Source organism: Actinomadura barringtoniae, assembly GCF_017573505.1.
Taxonomy (GTDB): Bacteria; Actinomycetota; Actinomycetes; order Streptosporangiales; family Streptosporangiaceae; genus Spirillospora; species Spirillospora barringtoniae.
Window position 1 is genome coordinate 231,732 of record NZ_JAGEOJ010000004.1, and the last position, 16,929, is coordinate 248,660.

Below are 16,929 nucleotides of genomic sequence, written 5' to 3' on the forward strand. Positions count from 1 at the left end.
GCAGGTAAGGTGCTCCGCGAACGGCACGGCGCAAGGGAACGGTGCATGGCGAAGATCTTGGTGATCGGCATCGGCGCGGGCGACCCCGGCCAGCTGACCCTGCAGGCGGTCGCCGCGATCGGCGCGACGGACGTCTTCTTCGTCCTCGACAAGGGCGAGATCAAGCAGGAACTCGCCGGCGTGCGGCAGGAGATCCTCGACCGGCACGCCCGCGACCGCGCCTACCGCGTGGTCACCGGGCAGGATCCCGACCGCGACCGCGCCGCCGACGGCTACGTCGAGGCGGTCGAGGACTGGCGGCGCCGACGCGCCGACGTCTGCGCCGCCCTCATCACCGACAACCTGGGCGAGGGGCAGACCGGGGCCTTCCTGGTCTGGGGCGACCCCGCCCTCTACGACAGCACGCTGGCGATCCTCGACGACCTCACCGCGCGCGGCCTCTCGTTCGACGTCGAGGTCGTCCCCGGCATCAGCTGCGTCGCCGCGCTGACCGCCCGGCACGGCATCGCCCTCAACCAGGTCGGCGCGCCCGTCCAGATCACCACCGGCAGGCGCCTCGCCGAACAGTGGCCTTCGGGGACCGACGACGTGGTCGTGATGCTCGACGCCCGCAACGCGTTCACCGACTACGCCGACCAGGATGACGTCGAGATCTACTACGGCGCCTACCTCGGCATGCCCGACGAGATCCTCATCGCGGGCCCGCTGCCCGAGGTCGCCGACCGCATCGTCGCCGAACGGGCCGAGGCCAAGGAGCGCAAGGGCTGGATCATGGACACCTACCTCCTGCGCCGCACGCGGACCTCTCACGGCGGCGGTTAGGGTCGTGACCATGCGCATCGTGTCGTTGCTCCCCGCCGCGACCGACATCGTCGCCGAGCTCGGGCTGGCCGCGGACCTGGTCGGCCGCACCCACGAATGCGACTGGCCGCCCGAGCAGGTCGCGGACGTGCCGGTCGTCACCGCCGCCGGGTTCGACGCCGACCGGATGAGCAGCCGGGAGATCTCCAGCGCCGTCGGCGGCGCCGAACACCACGGCTCCTCCCTCTACGAGTCCCTCTACGAGCTGGACACCGAACGCCTGGCCGAGCTCGCGCCCGACGTCGTCCTGACCCAGGACCTCTGCGACGTCTGCGCGGTCTCCTATCAGCAGGTGGCCCAGACGCTCCGCGTGATGGAGGCCGGGCCGCGCGTCCTCAGCCTGGAGCCCGCCACACTCCCCCAAGTGCTGGAGTGCCTGGAGGAGGTGGGCGCCACGCTGGGCGTCCAGGACACCGCCGAACGCCGCGCGGCCGACCTGCGCGCCCGCCTGGCGCAGGTCGCCGCGTCCGTCGCCGGAAGGCCCCGGCCCCGGGTGGCCGCGATCGAATGGCTCGACCCGGTGTGGCCCGCCGGGCACTGGGTGCCCGAGCAGATCGCCTGCGCGGGCGGTGAGGCGCTGCTCGCCTCCTCCGGGCAGCACACGTCCGCCATCGAGTGGGACGAACTGCGCCGGGCCGACCCCGACGTCATCGTGCTTCTGCCCTGCGGCTTCTCCCCTGACCGCACGGAGGCCGAAGCCGATGCGCTCACCGGCCGACCCGGCTGGGACGACCTGAATGCGGTCCGTTCGGGCCGGGTCTGGGTCCTCGACGGCCCCGCCTACTACAACCGGCCCGGCCCCCGCGTGGTGCGCGGCGCGGAGATCCTCGCCCACGTTCTGCACGACGTGCGCGTAGGCGAACCCGTCGCTCACGCCGAGGCCAGACTCCTCCAGCCCCTCAGAGCCGGCAGCTGATCTCCATTCCGTCCTCGACCGGGAAGTCGACGCCCTCGTACCCGGAGGCCGGGTCGCGGACGTACCGCAGGTAGGGCTGGACGGACTCGAACTCGATGTCGTCGGCGATCACGAGGGTGCCGGGCGCCAGGCGGGGCTCGAGCGCGTGCAGCACCGGCAGGTACAGGTCCTTCCAGCCGTCGAGCAGAACGAAGTCCACAGTGCCGTCACCCAAGGCCGGCTGCCTCGGGAGGGTCTCCAGCGCGTCGCCTTCCAGCACGGTGATGACGTCGTCCAGGCCGGTCTCGGTGAACGTGGCGCGGGCCGCGGCGACCTTGCCGGCCGACAGCTCAGTGGTGATCACCTGGCCCGTGCCGTTGTCGCGTACGGCAGCGGCCAGGTGCAGGGTGGAGATGCCGAACGAGGTGCCGAACTCGACGATGGTGGCCGGTCGTACGGCCCGGACCAGGGTGTAGAGCAGGCGTCCGGCCCGCTCAGAGACCGGCATGTAGATCTCGGCGGAGGCGTCGGCGCGCTCCTGGTTCGTGGCCGGCTCGAAGCCCCCGGGCATGCGCGCCACCGATCGCTGGTAAACCGCGTCGTCCTCCTCCGCGAGGGCGAACATCCGGTCCAGGGTCGCGCCGACGCGCGGGTCGCGCAGTGTGTTGAGCGTGCTGAGTGAGGTCATGCACTCCAGACTAGACGCAACGTAGCGTCTCGTCTACGGCAGACGTCGACGCCCTGACCGGCCCCGGCGGGCTTTACTTGAGGACCTCGCGCAGCCGTTCGGCGACGGTCTCCGGGAGTACGTCGTTGATCCAGACGGCCATGCCCGACTCCGAACCGGCCAGGAACTTCAGCTTGCCCTTGGCGCGCTGGACCGAGAACAGCTCCAGGTGCAGCCGGTAGGAGTCCTCGGCGCCGCGCGGAGCCTGGTGCCAGCCCGCGACGTACGGCAGGGGCGTGCCGTAGTAGTCGTCGCAGGCGCGCAGCAGGCGCGGGTAGACCTCGGCCAGTTCGTCGCGTTCGGCATCGGTCAGCTCGGGAAAGGCGCCCACCTGGCGATGCGGGAACAGGTGCAGCTCGAACGGCCAGCGCGCGGCGGCGGGAACAAAGGCGGTCCAGTGCTCGCCCGTCAGCACGACGCGGGTGCCCGCCGTGGTCTCGGCCTTCAGGATGTCGGCGAACAGGTCGCCGCCGGTGCGTTCCTTATGCTCGCGGGTGGCGTCGAGGACCTGGGCGGTCCGGGGCGGCAGCAGCGGGTAGGCGTAGATCTGGCCGTGCGGGTGGTGCAGGGTCACGCCGATCTCGGCGCCGCGGTTCTCGAAGCAGTAGACCTGCTGGACGCCGGGCAGGGCGGACAGGGCCGCGGTCCGGTCCACCCACGCTTTGATGATCGTCTTGACCCGGCGGGCCGGCAGGCCGGCGAACGACCCGTCATGGTCGCTGGAGAAGGCCAGCACCTCGCAGCGGCCCGCCCCGGGACGGCGGGCGAACAGCTCCTGACCGTCCACCGGCCCCGGGTCAGGCTCGTCCGCGGGCGGCACGGCGAACGAGGGGAAGCGGTTCTCGAACGCCACCACGTCGTAGTCCGAGGCCGGGATCTCCGACAGCCGTCCGTCCCGGCTGGGGCACAGCGGGCACTCGGCCGCGTCCGGCAGGAACGTGCGGTCGTTGCGCTGCGCCGTGATCGACACCCACTCGCCGCGCAGCGGGTCGCGGCGCAGTTCGATCAGGTCCGACCGCGGTGGGAGCGGCCGCAGGTCGGGCGGCGGCGGGACGGCCCGCGAGGTGTCGTCGTAGAAGTAGATCAGCTCGCGGCCGTCCGCCAGCGTGGCGGCGACTCGGGACGTGTCGGACAACGGTTCCTCTGGTGACTCGTGCAGCCGGCCGAGGCCCGGGCGGGCGTCAGCGTTCCTCGTCGTGGACGTCGCCCGCAGCGGGCGGCGCGGGCGGCGGCGGAGGCGGGCTGAGCCGCCACCAGGCCAGGAAGGCCCCGCCGACGAGCGCCATGCCGAGCCCCGTCCACAAGTTGATGTTGATGCCCTGAGCCTTGTCGATCTCGGCGTCGGAGTCCAGCAGCCCGGTGATGACCAGGACCACGCCGTACAGGCTCAGCAGTCCGCCGATGATGCCGCGGATGTCGAACAGCCGTGCCGCCGACTCCGACTTGGCCTCCAGCTCGCGCATCTCCCTGATGCGCTCGTCGTTGGCCGTCGGCTGGACCGGGGGCTCGGGAGTGCCGCCGCTCATGGTCGTCACGCTCCTCAGGCAGGTCAGATGGTGAACGGGATGTAGCAGACGACGGCCAGGATGATCGCGCCCCAGCCGAGCAGGGCCGGCTTGCGGTACCAGGCGTCGTCGCCGGGCTCGGAGTCGTCCTCGGCGTCGGGCGCCGTGGTGCCGTAGACGAGCCCCTGCAGTTCCTCGATCGGCTTGGGCTTGGTGACCAGCGAGACCGCGACGCTCACCAGCCCGCCGACGCCGAACCCGACCATGGCCGACACGAAGTTGGCGCCCTGGTCGCTCGGGATGCTGATGATGTCCTGCTTGTAGAGGACGAAGTAGTTGATCATCGCGGAGACCGTTCCGGCGAGCAGGCCCCAGAACGCGGCGTGCCCGGTCATCCGCTTCCAGAACAGCCCGATGATGAACACCACGAACATCGGCACGTTGAAGAACGAGAACAGCGTCTGCAGGTAGGCCATGATGTTGGAGAAGCTGGACGCCAGGAACGCGGTGCCCATGCTGGCGAAGACGCCGATGACGGTGACGATCCGGCCGACCTTGACGTAGTAGGCGTCCTCCCGGTCCTTCACCACGTACGGCCGCCAGAGGTCGGTGGTGAAGACGGTGTTCAGGCTGGAGACGTTGGCCGCCATGCCCGCCATGAACGCCGCGATCAGCCCGGTGACCGCGATGCCGAGCACGCCGTTCGGCAGCAGGTCGCCCATCAGCATCGGGATGGCGTCGTTGTAACCGTTCGGGCCGTCGGCGAGCTTGGGCTGCAGCGCGGCCGCGATCAGCCCGGGGACGACGACGACCGCGGGGATGAGGATCTTGGGGAACGCGGCGATCAGCGGGGCGCGCTTGGCGGCCGACAGGTTCTTGGACGACAGCGTCCGCTGGATCTCGGTGAAGTTGGTCGTCCAGTAGCCGAAGCTGAGCACGAAGCCCAGGCCCAGCACGATCGTCAGCCAGTTGGCGCCGAGCGGGTTCTGGTGGCCGATGCCGGTGCCGCCCCAGGCGGTCATGAAGTCCGAGCCGTGCTGGCTCTTCAGCGTGTCGCTCAGTCCGTCCCAGCCGCCGACCCGCTTCAGCCCGACCACGGTCAGCGGGATCAGGGCCGCGAGGATGACGAAGAACTGCAGCACCTCGTTGTAGATGGCCGAGGAGAGCCCGCCGACGGTGATGTAGGCCAGCACGATCGCCCCGGCGACGATCACCGACACCCACAGCGACCAGCCGAGCAGCGCCTGCATCACGATCGCCAGCGCGTACAGGTTCACGCCCGCGATCAGCACCGACGCCACCGCGAACAGCACCGAGCTGAGGATGTGCGAGGAGGGCGAGAACCGCCGCAGCAGGAACTCTGGAACGCTCCCAACGCGGGACGTGTAATAGAACGGCATCATCACCAGGCCGAGGAAGACCATCGCGGGGACGGCCCCGATCCAGTACCAGTGGAAGCCGTACGCGCCGTACTGGGCCCCGTTGGCGGCCATGCCGAGGATCTCGGTGGCCCCCAGGTTCGCGGCGACGAACGCCAGCCCGGTCACCCAGGCGGGCAGCGAGCGTCCGGACAGGAAGAAGTCAAGGCTGGTCCGGACGCTGCGGCGGGCCATGAAGCCGATGCCCAGCACCACCACGAAGTAGACCCCGAGGATCGCGTAGTCCAGCCCGTTCACCGACAGACGCATTTCGTCTCCGGCCAGAGCCTGCATGGGCACCTCCCGCACCTAGGTGCACGTAAGTGAACGTTTTCGAACTAAAACCAACAACTATCACCAACACCGAACGCTTGCCAAGCCTCAAGGTCTTTCTCGGGAGAGCCTGCGCTCTGTCCGAAAATGTTGATTCATGTCTTAAGCTGTCCGTCATGGCCGACGAGTCGCGCTCCTTGCTGGCACAGCAACGCCGCGCGCTGATCATCGAAGAGCTGGAGCGCGGCGGCGCGGTCCGCGTCGCCGACCTGGCCGAACGCCTCGGCGTCTCCGACATGACCGTCCGCCGCGACCTGGATCAGCTGGTGCGCCAGGGCCTCGTCCAGAAGGTGCACGGCGGCGCCATCGCGCCGGGCGGGGCGGCCGGGTTCGAGCCCGGCTTCACCGCCAAGTCCGACGCCTCGGTGCCCGCCAAGGCCGCCATCGCCGAGCGCGCCGCCGGGCTGGTCTCATCCGGCGCCGTCGTCGGCCTCGGCGCCGGCACGACGGTCCACGCGCTGGCCGCGCACCTCGCCGAGGTCCCCGACCTGACCGTGGTCACCAACTCGCTCCCGGCGGCCGACATCCTGCACCGCCCGGGCGGCCCCACCGTCATCCTCACCGGCGGGACCCGCACGCCGTCCGACGCGCTGGTCGGCCCCGTCGCCGACCTCGCCATCGCGGGCCTTCACGTGGACGTGCTGTTCCTGGGCTGCCATGGCGTGACCGCCGAGACCGGCCTCACCAGCCCCAACCTCGCCGAGGCCCAGACCAACACCGCGTTCGTCACCGCCGCCCGCCGCGTCGTGGTGCTGGCCGACCACACCAAGTGGGGCATGGTCGGCCTGGCCACCTTCGCTCCCCTGTCCCGCGTGGACGTCTTCGTCACCGACGCCGCCCTCCCCGAGCCCGCCCGCATCGCCCTGTCCGAGCAGGTGGGCGAGCTGGTCATCACCGACTGACACCGCCGAGCCCCCAGGAGCTCAAGGGCTCTGCGGCGCGGGCACCTCCACCGGGATGCCGCGGGCGGTCAGCATCGACCCCGCCGCCCACGTCGCGGCGGCCAGCGCGACCATGACGCATCCGGCACCGACGAATCCGGCGGCCGGATGCGGAGCGGCCAAGACCGGCAGCAGCAGCGTCCCGGCGGTGCCCGCCGAGCGGAGGGCCGTCTGATCCAGCGTCATCCAGGCGAGCCGTTCGGTCCGTTCGAGCTTGGCGAGATGCGTCCGCAGGCCGACGGCGGTGAACGGCCCGACGGCGCCCGCCGCCGTCGACAACGCGACGATCAGCGACGTCGTCCAAGCTGCTCCGATCCCCGCCATCACCACGCCGCAGAACATCCACGCCACGCAGTACGCCCCGGGGATCACCGTCGCCAGGCGCAGGTTCCCGGCCACCGCGTTCGCGGCGACGGCGCCGACGCCGTTCGCGGCCAGAACCAGGGCGAACGTCTGGGCTCCGCCGCCGTGCCGTTCCAGCAGCGCGGGCATGACGAGCGAGACCCCGAGCAGCAACTGCCCGGCGCCGTGCAGCCCGACCAGGAGCCCGGTCACCGGCCGTGCCCGCAGCAGATCACGCGCCCGGTGACCGCGCCGCTCGGCATCGCCCGACGCGCGTTCGCCCGACGCGCGTTCGCCCGACGCGCGTTCGGCCGACGCGCGTTCGGCCGACGCGCGTTCGGCCTGGGCGCGTGCGGCCGACGCAGGCGAGGTGTCGGCGGCGGGAGCGTGGCGTGCGAGGAACGCGAGCGCGGCAGCCGACACCGCGAACGTCGCGGCGTCGATCAGGTAGAGCTGGGCGTCGGAGATGACGGCCAGGAGCAGCCCGGCCGCGCCCGGCCCGGCGATCCGCGCGATGCGGCCCATCAGGTCCATCAGCCCGGTCACCTGCTGGACCTGATCGGGAGATACGAGGTCGGGCACCATCGCGCCCAGCACCGGATCAAAGACAGCCCCGAGCGCACCCGCGAGCGCGGCCACGATCAGCAGCGCGGTCACGCTAGGGCCGTGCACCGCCCAGATCACCGGCAGGGACCCGACCGCCACCATGCGCGCCACGTCCACCAGCGCGAGCCGTCCCATCGACGCGGCAGCGGCGAGCAGCCGCCGCCCCCAGATCCCGACCGCGACGTACGGGAGGGACTCCACCACCGCGACCAGGCCCATCCATGCCGCCGAGTGGGTCGTCTCCCACATCAGCCACATCACGGCGAGCGCGTACATCCGGTCGCCCAGGCTGCTCGCGGTCTGCGCCGACCACAACAACAGGATCCGGGGCTGCTTCAGCAGCCGCAGATACCCCACACGCACCTCCCCCTCGCGACGGTGTTCAGGGTCCCCGACAGGTGCATCGAACAACACGGGTCGGACAGTCCAGCCCTCCATGACCGGGCGATGGCACAGTTGGTCACGTCCCGTTTCCCTCAGCTGGAGGAGTGTTGCCTGGTGGAGCGACTGGCGGCCGTACGCCGCGACCTCGCCGAGAACGGGCCGCCGCGGATTCCCGCCGATGGCCCGGACTTCGCGACCGTCACGCTGCCGGAACGCGACTGCGACCAGGTACGTGACCTCCTGGTGGAGGAGGGAGCCGGCACGGTCGTCGAGATCGGACTCGCCTATGCGAGCTCGGCGCTGGCGATCGGCGAGGCGCTGCTGCGCGCCGGTTCGCGGAGCCCCCGGCATGTGGTGATCGACCCGTTCCAGCACACGGCGTACGACGGCGTCGGCTGGGAGCTGATGGAGCGCGCCGGTCTCGAAGGCATCGCCGAGCTGGTGACCGAGCCGTCGCAGCGCTTCCTCCCCCGGCTGGCAGGCGCGGGCTTCACCGCGGACGCGGCGTTCGTCGACGGCGGCCACCACTTCCACAACGTGTTCGTCGACCTGCATTTCCTGAGCGAGATCGTCCGGCCCGGTGGCATCGTGGTGCTCGACGACCTCTGGTGGCCGTCGGTCGGCACCGCCGTGGCCTACTTCGAGACCAATCTGGGGTGGGATCCGATGCCGGACGCTCTGGTCGACGGAACCGTCGACCCGGCCACCGGCCGGCCGCGGACCGGCGCCTACCGGCTGCCCGATCCGCGCCCGGCACCGAGCTTCAAGGAGTTCCGGCCATTCTTCTGACATCCGGCTGGTCGACGGCCAGTGACCCGGCCGAGTTCGCGGCGGGCGAGGAGTTCCTGCTCGCGCGGGCGGCGACCGGTCTCCCCCTGCTGATCGCCCTGTCCGCCCACCGGAATTCCGGCGGCTTCGGCGGCGGCCGGACGCCGCCGTTGTTCGGCTGGTGGACGACGGAGGAGGGAACGGTCGGCGGCGCGTTCATCCGCCCAGCCTTCGGCCCGCTGCTGCTGGGCGACATGCCGGCGGAGGCCGCCGCCGCGCTTCCCGATCTCCTGGACGAGCCGCCCCACGCCTGGGAGGGCCGCAGCGATCTCGCCGAGGCGTTCGCGTCGGCCTGCCCGGGTCGGCCGGTCGGCCATCGCGTCCGGCTGCACCGGCTGGAGGAGCTTCGCCCGTACGCGACGCCGGACGGTGCCGCTCGGCCGGCGACCCGTGCCGACGAGGATCTGCTGGAGCGCTGGTACGAGGCCGTCACCCGAGGCCATGGCACGCCGGGCACCGTCGCGGCCCGCATCGGCTCCGGCGACCTGAGCCTCTGGGAGACCGACGGCGGCGTGGTGGCGGTGGCGGGTCGCGGGCCCCGGTTCGGCTCGACGGTGCGCCTGGACCCGATCTACACCACGTTCGAGCACCGGGGGCACGGCTACGCGACCGCGCTGGTCGCCACCGTCACCCGTTCGCTGCTCGCGACAGGCGTCACCGAGGTCGTGCACGCCACCACCCCGGCGAACCCCGCCGCCTACCAGCGCCTCGGCTACCAGGCCATCGGCGACTACGTGACGTTCTCCCGCGCCGTCTGAGCCCGGGCGGCGCGACCTCGGCGGCCGCCTTTACATTGTAGATTTGTAACGGGCGGCGATCACGGCGGCCCGGTCGCGCAAGGAGTCGCGCAGCCACTGCGGGTCGAGGGCTTCCGCGCCCGTGCCGAGCTGCCACAACGCCCACACGGCGTGTCTCGGGTCTTGGAAGGTCACTTCCAGCCGCAGCCAGCCGTCCTCCTCGGTTTCCTCGGTGAGAACGGCCAGCGCGGTGCCCATCAACTCGTCCCTCCGCGCCTGGTTCAGCCGCAGCAGCACGGTGACCTGGTCGCCGCCGGTCCGGAACCGCGTGCTGCGCTCCTGCCAGGCCCGGTCCAGATCGACCCGGTCCGGTCGTTCCGCGGGCTCGGCCAGTTCCTCGGCGGCCGAGATCCGGGACAGCTTGTAGGTGCGGTCCTCGCCGGATCGCGTGGCCAGCAGATAGCCCTGATCCCGTACGGTGACCAGGCCGATCGGGTCGATCGTGCGCCACTTCGGAGCCTGGTCCACGGCCGCGTACCGGATGCGCAGCTTGTGCCCGGCCAGCACCGCCCGCCGAACCTCCGCCATGACGGCGTCGGGCGCCTCCTCGGCGGCCTGCCGACGCGAGAGCAGGTCGATCTCCGGGTCGATCAGCAGCCGCTGGACCGCGTCGCTCGCGGTGTCCCGATGGCCCTCCGGCAGCGCGTCGACCACCTTGAGCATCGCCGAGGCGAGCGCCGAGCCGAGGCCGAACGCCTGCGCGCCGCGCCGTGACCCGGCGACCAGCAACGCGAGGGCCTCGTCGTGGTTCAGTCCGGTGAGCTCGGTCCGGAATCCGGGCAACAACGAGAATCCGCCGTGCCGCCCCCGTTCGGCATAGACCGGCACACCGGCCGCCGACAGCGCCTCGATGTCGCGCAGCACGGTCCGGGTGGACACCTCCAGCTCGCGTGCCAGCGTGGCCGCCGACAGCCGGCCGTGCCGGCGCAGCAGCAGCACCAGCGAGACCAGCCGATCGGCGCGCACACGAAAAAGCTACCCGAATACATGACACACGATGTCGTGATTACCCGGGAGGCTTATTCGCAGGTCACCGGGCGTGGCCTCTGATCGAGTCAACGAATCGAATGGAGCTGATGTCGCGATGGAGCGTACTGCGGTGAACCCGTGGGCCTGGTCGGCGGGGATGGGATACGACCAGGGCGAGCTCGTCTCCGGTCACACCCGGACCCTGTACTGCGCCGGGCAGACCGCGATGAACGCCGACGGCAAGCCCGAGCACGCCGGTGACATGGCGGCGCAGGTGGCGCTGAGCCTCGACAACCTGGAGGCCGTGCTCGCCGAGGCGGGCATGTCCTTGGCCGACCTCGTCCGCCTCAACGTCTACACCACCGACGTCGACCGGCTCTTCGAGCACTACGGCGTGCTGGCGGCGCGGCTGGGCGCCGCCGGGGTCGCGCCGTCCACCACGATGCTCGGGGTGACGCGGCTGGCGATCCCCGGCCTGCTGGTCGAGCTCGAGGGGACCGCCGTGGCCTGACCCGACGTCAGCGGGGGCGTCTGGTCACTTCGCGCCCGTCATGTGGAGTGACCAGAGGTCGGCGGCGCGGTAGAGCGGGCCGAACGTGGTGGGCTTCAGCCGTGCTCCCAGAGAGCTCCGGGCGACCTGCGACGAGGTGACGGCGATGACTCCCCGGCCGGGAACGATCCACGGACCGCCGCTGTGCCCTGGGATGACCCAGCAGTTGCGGGTACGGACGGCGCCGGGCCCGATCTTGCGGGGGGCGTTCTTGCCGCGCCCGACGCAGCGTTCCAGGAGGTTGCCAAGGTAGGGGGCGATGCCGCCGCCCGGGTAGCCGAGCGTGGTGAAGCGGAACCGGCCGGCCGCCGAGACCACCGGGGCGAAGCCGCCGACGACGTCCTGGATGCGGCGGCCGTTCTTGGGCGCGACGCTCAGAACGGAGACGTCGAAGCCGGAGATGCGCACCGGCGGGTTCGGGTCGTTGAAGTCGTAGCGGGTGTGCCGCCACTGCTTGGTGACCCAGACCTTGCGCACGCGCCAGGTCCCGTACGGGGCGCGGACGTCATAGTTCTTCCCCGTGTCGGGGTCGGCCTTGGCGCTGTAGGCGGGCACGAAGCGGATGTTGGTGAAGAACCGGCCCTTGGGGCCCGGGTCCCGTACGCAATGCGCAGCGGACACCAGCAGCATGCGGCTTCGCGAGCGGATCACCGACGCCGTGCAGGGCTCGACCTCGCCGTGGGCGTCGCTGAGCAGTTTGCCGGTGATCCGGGACCACGCGTGGCGGGTGTACGGCTTGGGCCAGCGCGCGTAGCCGTGGTCATCGCCGTGCGGCGTCAGGATCTTGCCCGCAGGGTGGTCGGCACGGGCGGTCCGCTGGCCGGCATGGCCCGCCGGAATCCCCGTCATCAGCGCGACGCTCGTGAGTACGACGACCTGACCAGTGCGTTTGATGTTCATCGTCACCCCCGGGAAGGCATCCTTCCCGGGGGCTGCGGACGGTGTCTCCACGACGCGCGGTGAGCGGGCCACATGTTCTACCCGGCGGCCCGGGGCCCGGCCGCGGCGGTCGAGGTCGTCAGCCGACGCTCAGGTCGCAGGTGGCCTGGCCGTACTGGTAGACGTCGCCGAAGAAGCGCTGGATGTCGGCGTCGTAGGCGCCGGCGTGCCTGTTGCTGGACTCCTTGCCGTCCACGCGGTGGCGGCCGATCGTGTAGGTGGTCGTGGTGTGCGACGGGCCGAACAGCAGGGTGCAGCGCCACGTCACGTTGCGCCAGGCGATGTGCGAGTTGTGCGTGTGGCTGTCCATCGTCCAGTTGCCGTCAGCGCGCACGGTGAAGGTGACGTTGCCGGTCACGTGGCCGTTGCTGCCGCTGTCCGAGGTGGTGAACACCACGGTGCTCGCGTTCGGGCGGCTCTTCACGGTGTCGTTGGCGTACGCGGGCACGTTCACGATCAAGGCGCCCATGGTGGCGATGGCCGCGGTGGCGGCGATGCGGCCGGCCCGCTTGGTCGTCACGGTGCTGGTCATGGCTTGTTCCCTCCGTTGGATCGTTTGCGTTTCCAACCCTGTCGGCGGAGGGTGCGGCGGGCAGCGGGGGTGTCCCTACGCGAGTGGAGGGATTCCCCTCCTGTTCTCATCGGTGCCGATCGGTAGGGTCGCCACGAGGGTGGTGCCCGAGCCCTGGACGCTGTCGATCCTCAGCGTTCCGCCGAGGGCGCCGACCCGGTCATGCAGGCCGCGGAGCCCGCTTCCCCTGTCGGGGTCCGCGCCGCCTACCCCGTCGTCGCGCACGGTGACGACCAGCCAGAGGGGCGCGTCGGCGACATGCACGGTCACCTTCCCGGCCCGCGCGTGCTTGTAGACGTTGGCCAGCGCCTCGGTCACGACGAAGTAGGCGACCCGTTCCACGTGCTCGGGCCAGCGCGCCGACGGGATGTCCACGACCATGGGGACCGGGGCGCGTTCGGCCACCGACTCCATCGCGACGGCCAGGCCCTGCTCGGCCAGCGCCGGCGGGCAGATGTCCTCCGCGAGGTCGCGCAGCTCCCTGATCGCCTCGCGCATCATCCCGCCGAGGGTCTCCAGATGCCGCACCATCCGGTGTTCCCCGCCGGGCAGGTCGTCGCGTGGGGCGTCGCCGGACAGGTGGTCGCGGGCATGGCTGAGGAACATGGCCATCGCCAGCAGCTTGTGCTGGACGCCGTCGTGCAGGTCGCGCTGGATCCGCACCCGTTCGGCGTCGGAGGCGACCACCACCCTGGCGCGCGACTCGCGGATCTCCTCCAGCTGGGCGTGCTGAACGGCGTACAGGCGCGCGTTGTCCAGCGACAGGCGGGCCGCGGCGACGGCCGATTCGACCAGGGCCCGCTGCTGCCGCAGGGCGGGATCGTGAACGAGGACGGCGAGCACCCGGCCCTGGCGTTCCACCGCCGTGACGACCTGGTCGGCGGGGAACACGGCCGGAACGGGACGGCCGTCCACCCCGACGTACCCCTCGGAGCCCGACAGCGGGAAGCGCACCTCCAGGCCCGGGTCCCCGAGCGCGTCGGCCAGCGCGGCCTGCACCTCCTCGGGCTCGACCGCCTTGTCCAGCCGTACGACCAGGCGGGCGACCTCCAGCCGGGCCAGGTGGGAGCGCAGCAGGCCGGCCACCACCGCGATCGGCATGATCAGCACGCTCAGCATGAACGCCACCCCGAGGCGCTGCCGGTCCATCCAGGTCACGCCGACCAGGTAGAGGACCGCGGTGCCGCCGGTCACCACGCCGACGCCGAGCACCGACGTCCAGACCAGCGCGTACTCCCGGCGCCCCGGCCCGCCCGAACGGCGCCACTTGCGCACGACCTGCCCGGCCGAGATGACGACGAACATCAGCATCATGCCGTTGCCCAGCCAGCCCCAGAACGAGCCCGCCTGACCCAGCTCGTGACGTCCCCACATCTCCGGTTCGGGCGTGCTGTCCCGCGCGAGGTTCAGCACCTGGAGCAGGACGGCGGTGACGTACTGGGCCGTGATGTTGCGGCGCTCGCCCCGGGTGAGGCGGCCGTCCGGCAGGGCCAGGACCATGTGGGTGAACGCGACCAGCGGGACGAAGAACCCCACGTACCCGATCGCGAACAGCGCCGGATGGTCGCTCGCCTGCAGCGTGCCCACGTTCCAGGCGCAGCCGACGACCCCCATGTGGGTGCTGATGCTGCGCCCCGGGCGGAGCAGGCCGAGCACGAGCCCCGAGACGACGAACGAGACGCCGGGCAGCTCGATCATGAGCCAGACAGGCGCGCTGTACGGCGCGTTCTGCCAGGTCAGAAGGTTGGCCGCCACGACGGTCACGAGCCCGGCGACGGCAAGCGAGAGCACCTGTACCCGCCGCGGCCCCATCCCGGGCAGGCCCCCGCCGGCGGTGCCGTCCGATGACACGGCGACATTCTGCTGCAGCCGATCACCCGGTCCGGCGTCCTGACCTCTGTCGGCCATGTGACGTCCGCCGCCGAACCGGGGGCGCCCGATGCGGCTGGTGATCGCGGACGATTCGGGGCTGCTCAGGCAGATGCTGGTCGAGACCTTCACCCGGCGCGGCCTGCAGGTGATCGGCGAGGCCGGATCGCTGCCCGAGCTGCTGCGCACGGTCGAGGCCGACCCGCCCGACGTCGTGGTCCTGGACATCCGGATGCCGCCCGACCACCGCGACGAGGGACTGCAGGCCGCCCAGCGGATCCGCGCCCGGCACCCGTCCGTGGGCCTGCTGGTGCTGTCGCACTACGCCGAGACCGTCTACGCCGTGCGGCTCCTGGACTTCGCGACGGGCTCGGTCGGCTATCTGGTCAAAGACCGGGTGCAGGACACCGACCGTCTGATCGACGCGGTGCACCGGGTGGCGCAGGGCGAGGTGGTGGTCGACAACGAGGTGATCCAGCGCGTGATGCGCCGGAACCGTACCGTGGACCCGCTCCGCGACCTCACCCCCAGCGAGACGCAAGTGCTGGCGCTGATGGCCGAGGGCCGTTCCAACAGCGCCATCGCGCGGGAGCTGAACTACAGCCCCAAGACCGTGGAGAAGCGCATCACCGCCGTCTCCAGAAAGCTGGGACTCCCCCAGGACGACGAACGCTCCGACATCAACCTGCGCGTCCTCGCCGTCCTGAGATACCTGCGCAACGCCTGATCGGGTTACCCAGCGCCATCGCCGCCGCCCACCGCGACCGGCTGGGCGGCTGAGCCCGGGGCCGGGTTGGCCCCCAGGGGCTAGGGGCGGGACGGCGAACATGGACCCTGGGCTTCTACGAGCGGACTCGCGGGCGCGCCATAGTCCTTCTTGGCTCTGTCCACCAAGCAAGATCCCAACCTCTGGAGAGACCATGGCGCGTGCATTCACTCGTGTCGGTTCGGTCCTGGTCACAGCGGGCGTGGCGATGGCCACCCCGGCGATCGCCTTCGCCGCCCCGCAGGCTCCGGCCGGGCCTCAGACCGCTGCCGCAGCGACGCCGGCCGCGGCGCAGCACCACTGGAAGATCCTCTGGCAGCCGCCGTCCGACGAGGCCACCGCGAAGGCCTACTGGAAGACGATGAAGATCTCGGGCCAGAAGCAGAAGAAGGGGAACTGGTGCGGCCCGGCCGCCGCCGCCAGCGCCCTCAGCTACCACGCCAAGGTCGGCAGCGGCACCCAGGCCTCCCTCGCGAAGAAGATGGCCACCGACAAGATCGGCTTCACCTCGCCCATCGCGATGGGCCGCGAGATGACCAACTACATCAACAAGGCTTGGAAGACCAAGGGCACCAAGTACAAGGCGCATCGCAGCGTCAAGAACGCCAACCTCTGGAACGGCACCCGCTACTCCTACGCACGCGGCCAGGGCCCGCTCGTCCTGACCGTCTACGCCAGGAAGAGCTGGTACCCCAAGGCCGGCAAGGCCGTCGCCCACTACGTCGTCATCTACGGCTTCGACGACACCACCAAGTGGAGCGACTCGACCTACCTCATCTGGGACCCCGCGCACGGCAAGCGCAAGCTGAAGGCCACCCAGTGGGAGAAGATCGCCTACGCCGGCAAGTTCGTCGTCGTCTGGTAGCCCGGCAAGTCAGCTAGCGAACGGCCTGTCCTGCTGGACGGGCCGTTCGTCATGCCAGGCCCCTCACACCGATTGCGGACCCGTCACGCCATCGCCGTAGAGGATCGAGGTCCACGCGTTGGTGAGCGTGTCGACGAGAACCTCCTCGTCATCGAACGGCGGAACACCGGCCGCAGCCAGGTAGTAGAGCCGTTCACCCATCCAGGTCAGCGACGCGGCCACCGCCCGCACGTCCTTGGATCCGAGCCGCCGTCGAGCCTTCGCATCGGACTCGATCCGCGCCACAGCGGCATCGGTGAACAGGTTCATCTGCTCGACCCACAGCTCCCGCAGCTCCGGGTCCGATCCCCAGCTCTCCACGATCGCCATGAGAACGCCCGCGTTCTCACTCCACAACCGAGCCCCGTCGGCCACGCCGGACCGCAACGCGGTCACCGGATCCTGCTCCTGGTCGATCCAGGGCCGTGCCGCCTGCTGCCCTCCCGCGACCGCCTCGCGCACCAGCTCACCGAGCACGGCCTGCTTGCCCGGGAAATAGAAGTAGAAGCTGGCCCGCGAGACCCCGGCGGCGTTCAGGATGTCGGCCACGCTGAGCCCGTCGAAGCGCTGCTCGCGCAGCAGCTCGCGCGTCGCGGACAGGATCCGCTCCCGCAGCTCGGCGGACCCCGGGGCCGGTCCGGATCGACGGGCGGAGCGCACGGTCGGTTTGGAAGGCATCCCCCATCATAACCGTGTCCATACAAACTGTATGGACATACTATCC

At 70.9% G+C, this 16,929-nt stretch carries 18 protein-coding genes; 8 read left to right on the plus strand and 10 right to left on the minus strand.

Going from position 1 to position 16,929, the window contains the following annotated elements:
* The first annotated feature begins 45 nt into the window (after positions 1-45).
* Positions 46-822: a precorrin-6A synthase (deacetylating) gene (gene cobF, locus J4573_RS10920; RefSeq protein ID WP_208255239.1), complete on the plus strand. Its 777-nt coding sequence runs from the start codon at positions 46-48 to the stop codon at positions 820-822.
* 10 nt (positions 823-832) lie between these two features.
* On the plus strand, positions 833-1,777 hold the full coding sequence (locus tag J4573_RS10925) for a cobalamin-binding protein (protein ID WP_208255240.1): 945 nt from the start codon (positions 833-835) through the stop codon (positions 1,775-1,777).
* Here the strand turns inward: J4573_RS10925 and J4573_RS10930 are convergent.
* The 4 genes from J4573_RS10930 to J4573_RS10945 form a co-directional block, all read right to left on the minus strand.
* A complete protein-coding gene (locus J4573_RS10930) occupies positions 1,761-2,444 on the minus strand; it encodes an O-methyltransferase (protein ID WP_208255241.1) in 684 nt (227 codons plus the stop codon). The two genes, J4573_RS10925 and J4573_RS10930, sit on opposite strands and share 17 nt — an antisense overlap.
* 73 nt (positions 2,445-2,517) lie before the next feature.
* Positions 2,518-3,618, minus strand: coding sequence for a galactose-1-phosphate uridylyltransferase (gene galT, locus J4573_RS10935; RefSeq protein WP_208255242.1), 1,101 nt, complete (start codon positions 3,616-3,618; stop codon positions 2,518-2,520).
* Positions 3,619-3,664: 46 nt separating this feature from the next.
* Positions 3,665-4,009 carry a hypothetical protein gene (locus J4573_RS10940; protein ID WP_208255243.1) on the minus strand — a complete coding sequence of 115 codons (345 nt, stop codon included), beginning with the start codon at positions 4,007-4,009 and terminating at the stop codon, positions 3,665-3,667.
* Positions 4,010-4,032: 23 nt separating this feature from the next.
* On the minus strand, positions 4,033-5,676 hold the full coding sequence (locus J4573_RS10945; protein WP_243772814.1) for a sodium:solute symporter family protein: 1,644 nt from the start codon (positions 5,674-5,676) through the stop codon (positions 4,033-4,035).
* Positions 5,677-5,855: 179 nt separating this feature from the next.
* Between J4573_RS10945 and J4573_RS10950 the strand changes: the two genes are divergently transcribed.
* Entirely contained in the window at positions 5,856-6,641 is a 786-nt protein-coding gene (locus J4573_RS10950; protein ID WP_307796594.1) for a DeoR/GlpR family DNA-binding transcription regulator, read from the plus strand.
* A 21-nt stretch (positions 6,642-6,662) separates the two neighbouring features.
* Here the strand turns inward: J4573_RS10950 and J4573_RS10955 are convergent, their stop codons facing one another.
* Positions 6,663-7,985 (minus strand): MFS transporter, encoded by a 1,323-nt coding sequence (locus tag J4573_RS10955; RefSeq protein ID WP_208255244.1) that lies wholly within the window; start codon positions 7,983-7,985, stop codon positions 6,663-6,665.
* A gap of 141 nt (positions 7,986-8,126) precedes the next feature.
* On the opposite strand from J4573_RS10955, the gene J4573_RS10960 reads away from it, so the two are divergent.
* Both J4573_RS10960 and J4573_RS10965 read left to right on the plus strand, forming a co-directional pair.
* Positions 8,127-8,801, plus strand: a complete 675-nt coding sequence (locus tag J4573_RS10960) for a class I SAM-dependent methyltransferase (RefSeq protein WP_208255245.1) — start codon at positions 8,127-8,129, stop codon at positions 8,799-8,801.
* 149 nt (positions 8,802-8,950) lie between these two features.
* Positions 8,951-9,598 carry a GNAT family N-acetyltransferase gene (locus J4573_RS10965; protein ID WP_208255246.1) on the plus strand — a complete coding sequence of 216 codons (648 nt, stop codon included), beginning with the start codon at positions 8,951-8,953 and terminating at the stop codon, positions 9,596-9,598.
* 30 nt (positions 9,599-9,628) lie between these two features.
* Here the strand turns inward: J4573_RS10965 and J4573_RS10970 are convergent, their stop codons facing one another.
* A complete protein-coding gene (locus J4573_RS10970) occupies positions 9,629-10,603 on the minus strand; it encodes a helix-turn-helix transcriptional regulator (protein ID WP_208255247.1) in 975 nt (324 codons plus the stop codon).
* Between the two features lie 118 nt (positions 10,604-10,721).
* On the opposite strand from J4573_RS10970, the gene J4573_RS10975 reads away from it, so the two are divergent.
* Entirely contained in the window at positions 10,722-11,117 is a 396-nt protein-coding gene (locus J4573_RS10975) for a RidA family protein (protein ID WP_208255248.1), read from the plus strand.
* Positions 11,118-11,141: 24 nt separating this feature from the next.
* Here the strand turns inward: J4573_RS10975 and J4573_RS10980 are convergent, their stop codons facing one another.
* The 3 genes from J4573_RS10980 to J4573_RS56015 all read right to left on the minus strand — a co-directional run bounded on the left by J4573_RS10980 (position 11,142) and on the right by J4573_RS56015 (position 14,517).
* Positions 11,142-12,056: a trypsin-like serine peptidase gene (locus J4573_RS10980; RefSeq protein WP_208255249.1), complete on the minus strand. Its 915-nt coding sequence runs from the start codon at positions 12,054-12,056 to the stop codon at positions 11,142-11,144.
* A 118-nt stretch (positions 12,057-12,174) separates the two neighbouring features.
* Complete coding sequence (locus tag J4573_RS10985) at positions 12,175-12,627, minus strand: hypothetical protein (protein WP_208255250.1); 453 nt, start codon at positions 12,625-12,627, stop codon at positions 12,175-12,177.
* Positions 12,628-12,702: 75 nt separating this feature from the next.
* The gene (locus J4573_RS56015; RefSeq protein WP_208255251.1) at positions 12,703-14,517 is read right to left on the minus strand and encodes a sensor histidine kinase; all 1,815 of its coding nucleotides are present in this window, start codon (positions 14,515-14,517) and stop codon (positions 12,703-12,705) included.
* Positions 14,518-14,605: 88 nt separating this feature from the next.
* On the opposite strand from J4573_RS56015, the gene J4573_RS10995 reads away from it, so the two are divergent.
* The gene (locus tag J4573_RS10995; protein WP_208255252.1) at positions 14,606-15,262 is read left to right on the plus strand and encodes a response regulator transcription factor; all 657 of its coding nucleotides are present in this window, start codon (positions 14,606-14,608) and stop codon (positions 15,260-15,262) included.
* Positions 15,263-15,455: 193 nt separating this feature from the next.
* Complete coding sequence (locus tag J4573_RS11000) at positions 15,456-16,166, plus strand: C39 family peptidase (protein ID WP_208255253.1); 711 nt, start codon at positions 15,456-15,458, stop codon at positions 16,164-16,166.
* A gap of 63 nt (positions 16,167-16,229) precedes the next feature.
* On the opposite strand, the gene J4573_RS11005 is transcribed toward J4573_RS11000, so the two are convergent.
* Entirely contained in the window at positions 16,230-16,883 is a 654-nt protein-coding gene (locus J4573_RS11005; RefSeq protein WP_208255254.1) for a TetR/AcrR family transcriptional regulator, read from the minus strand.
* Positions 16,884-16,929 lie beyond the last annotated feature (46 nt).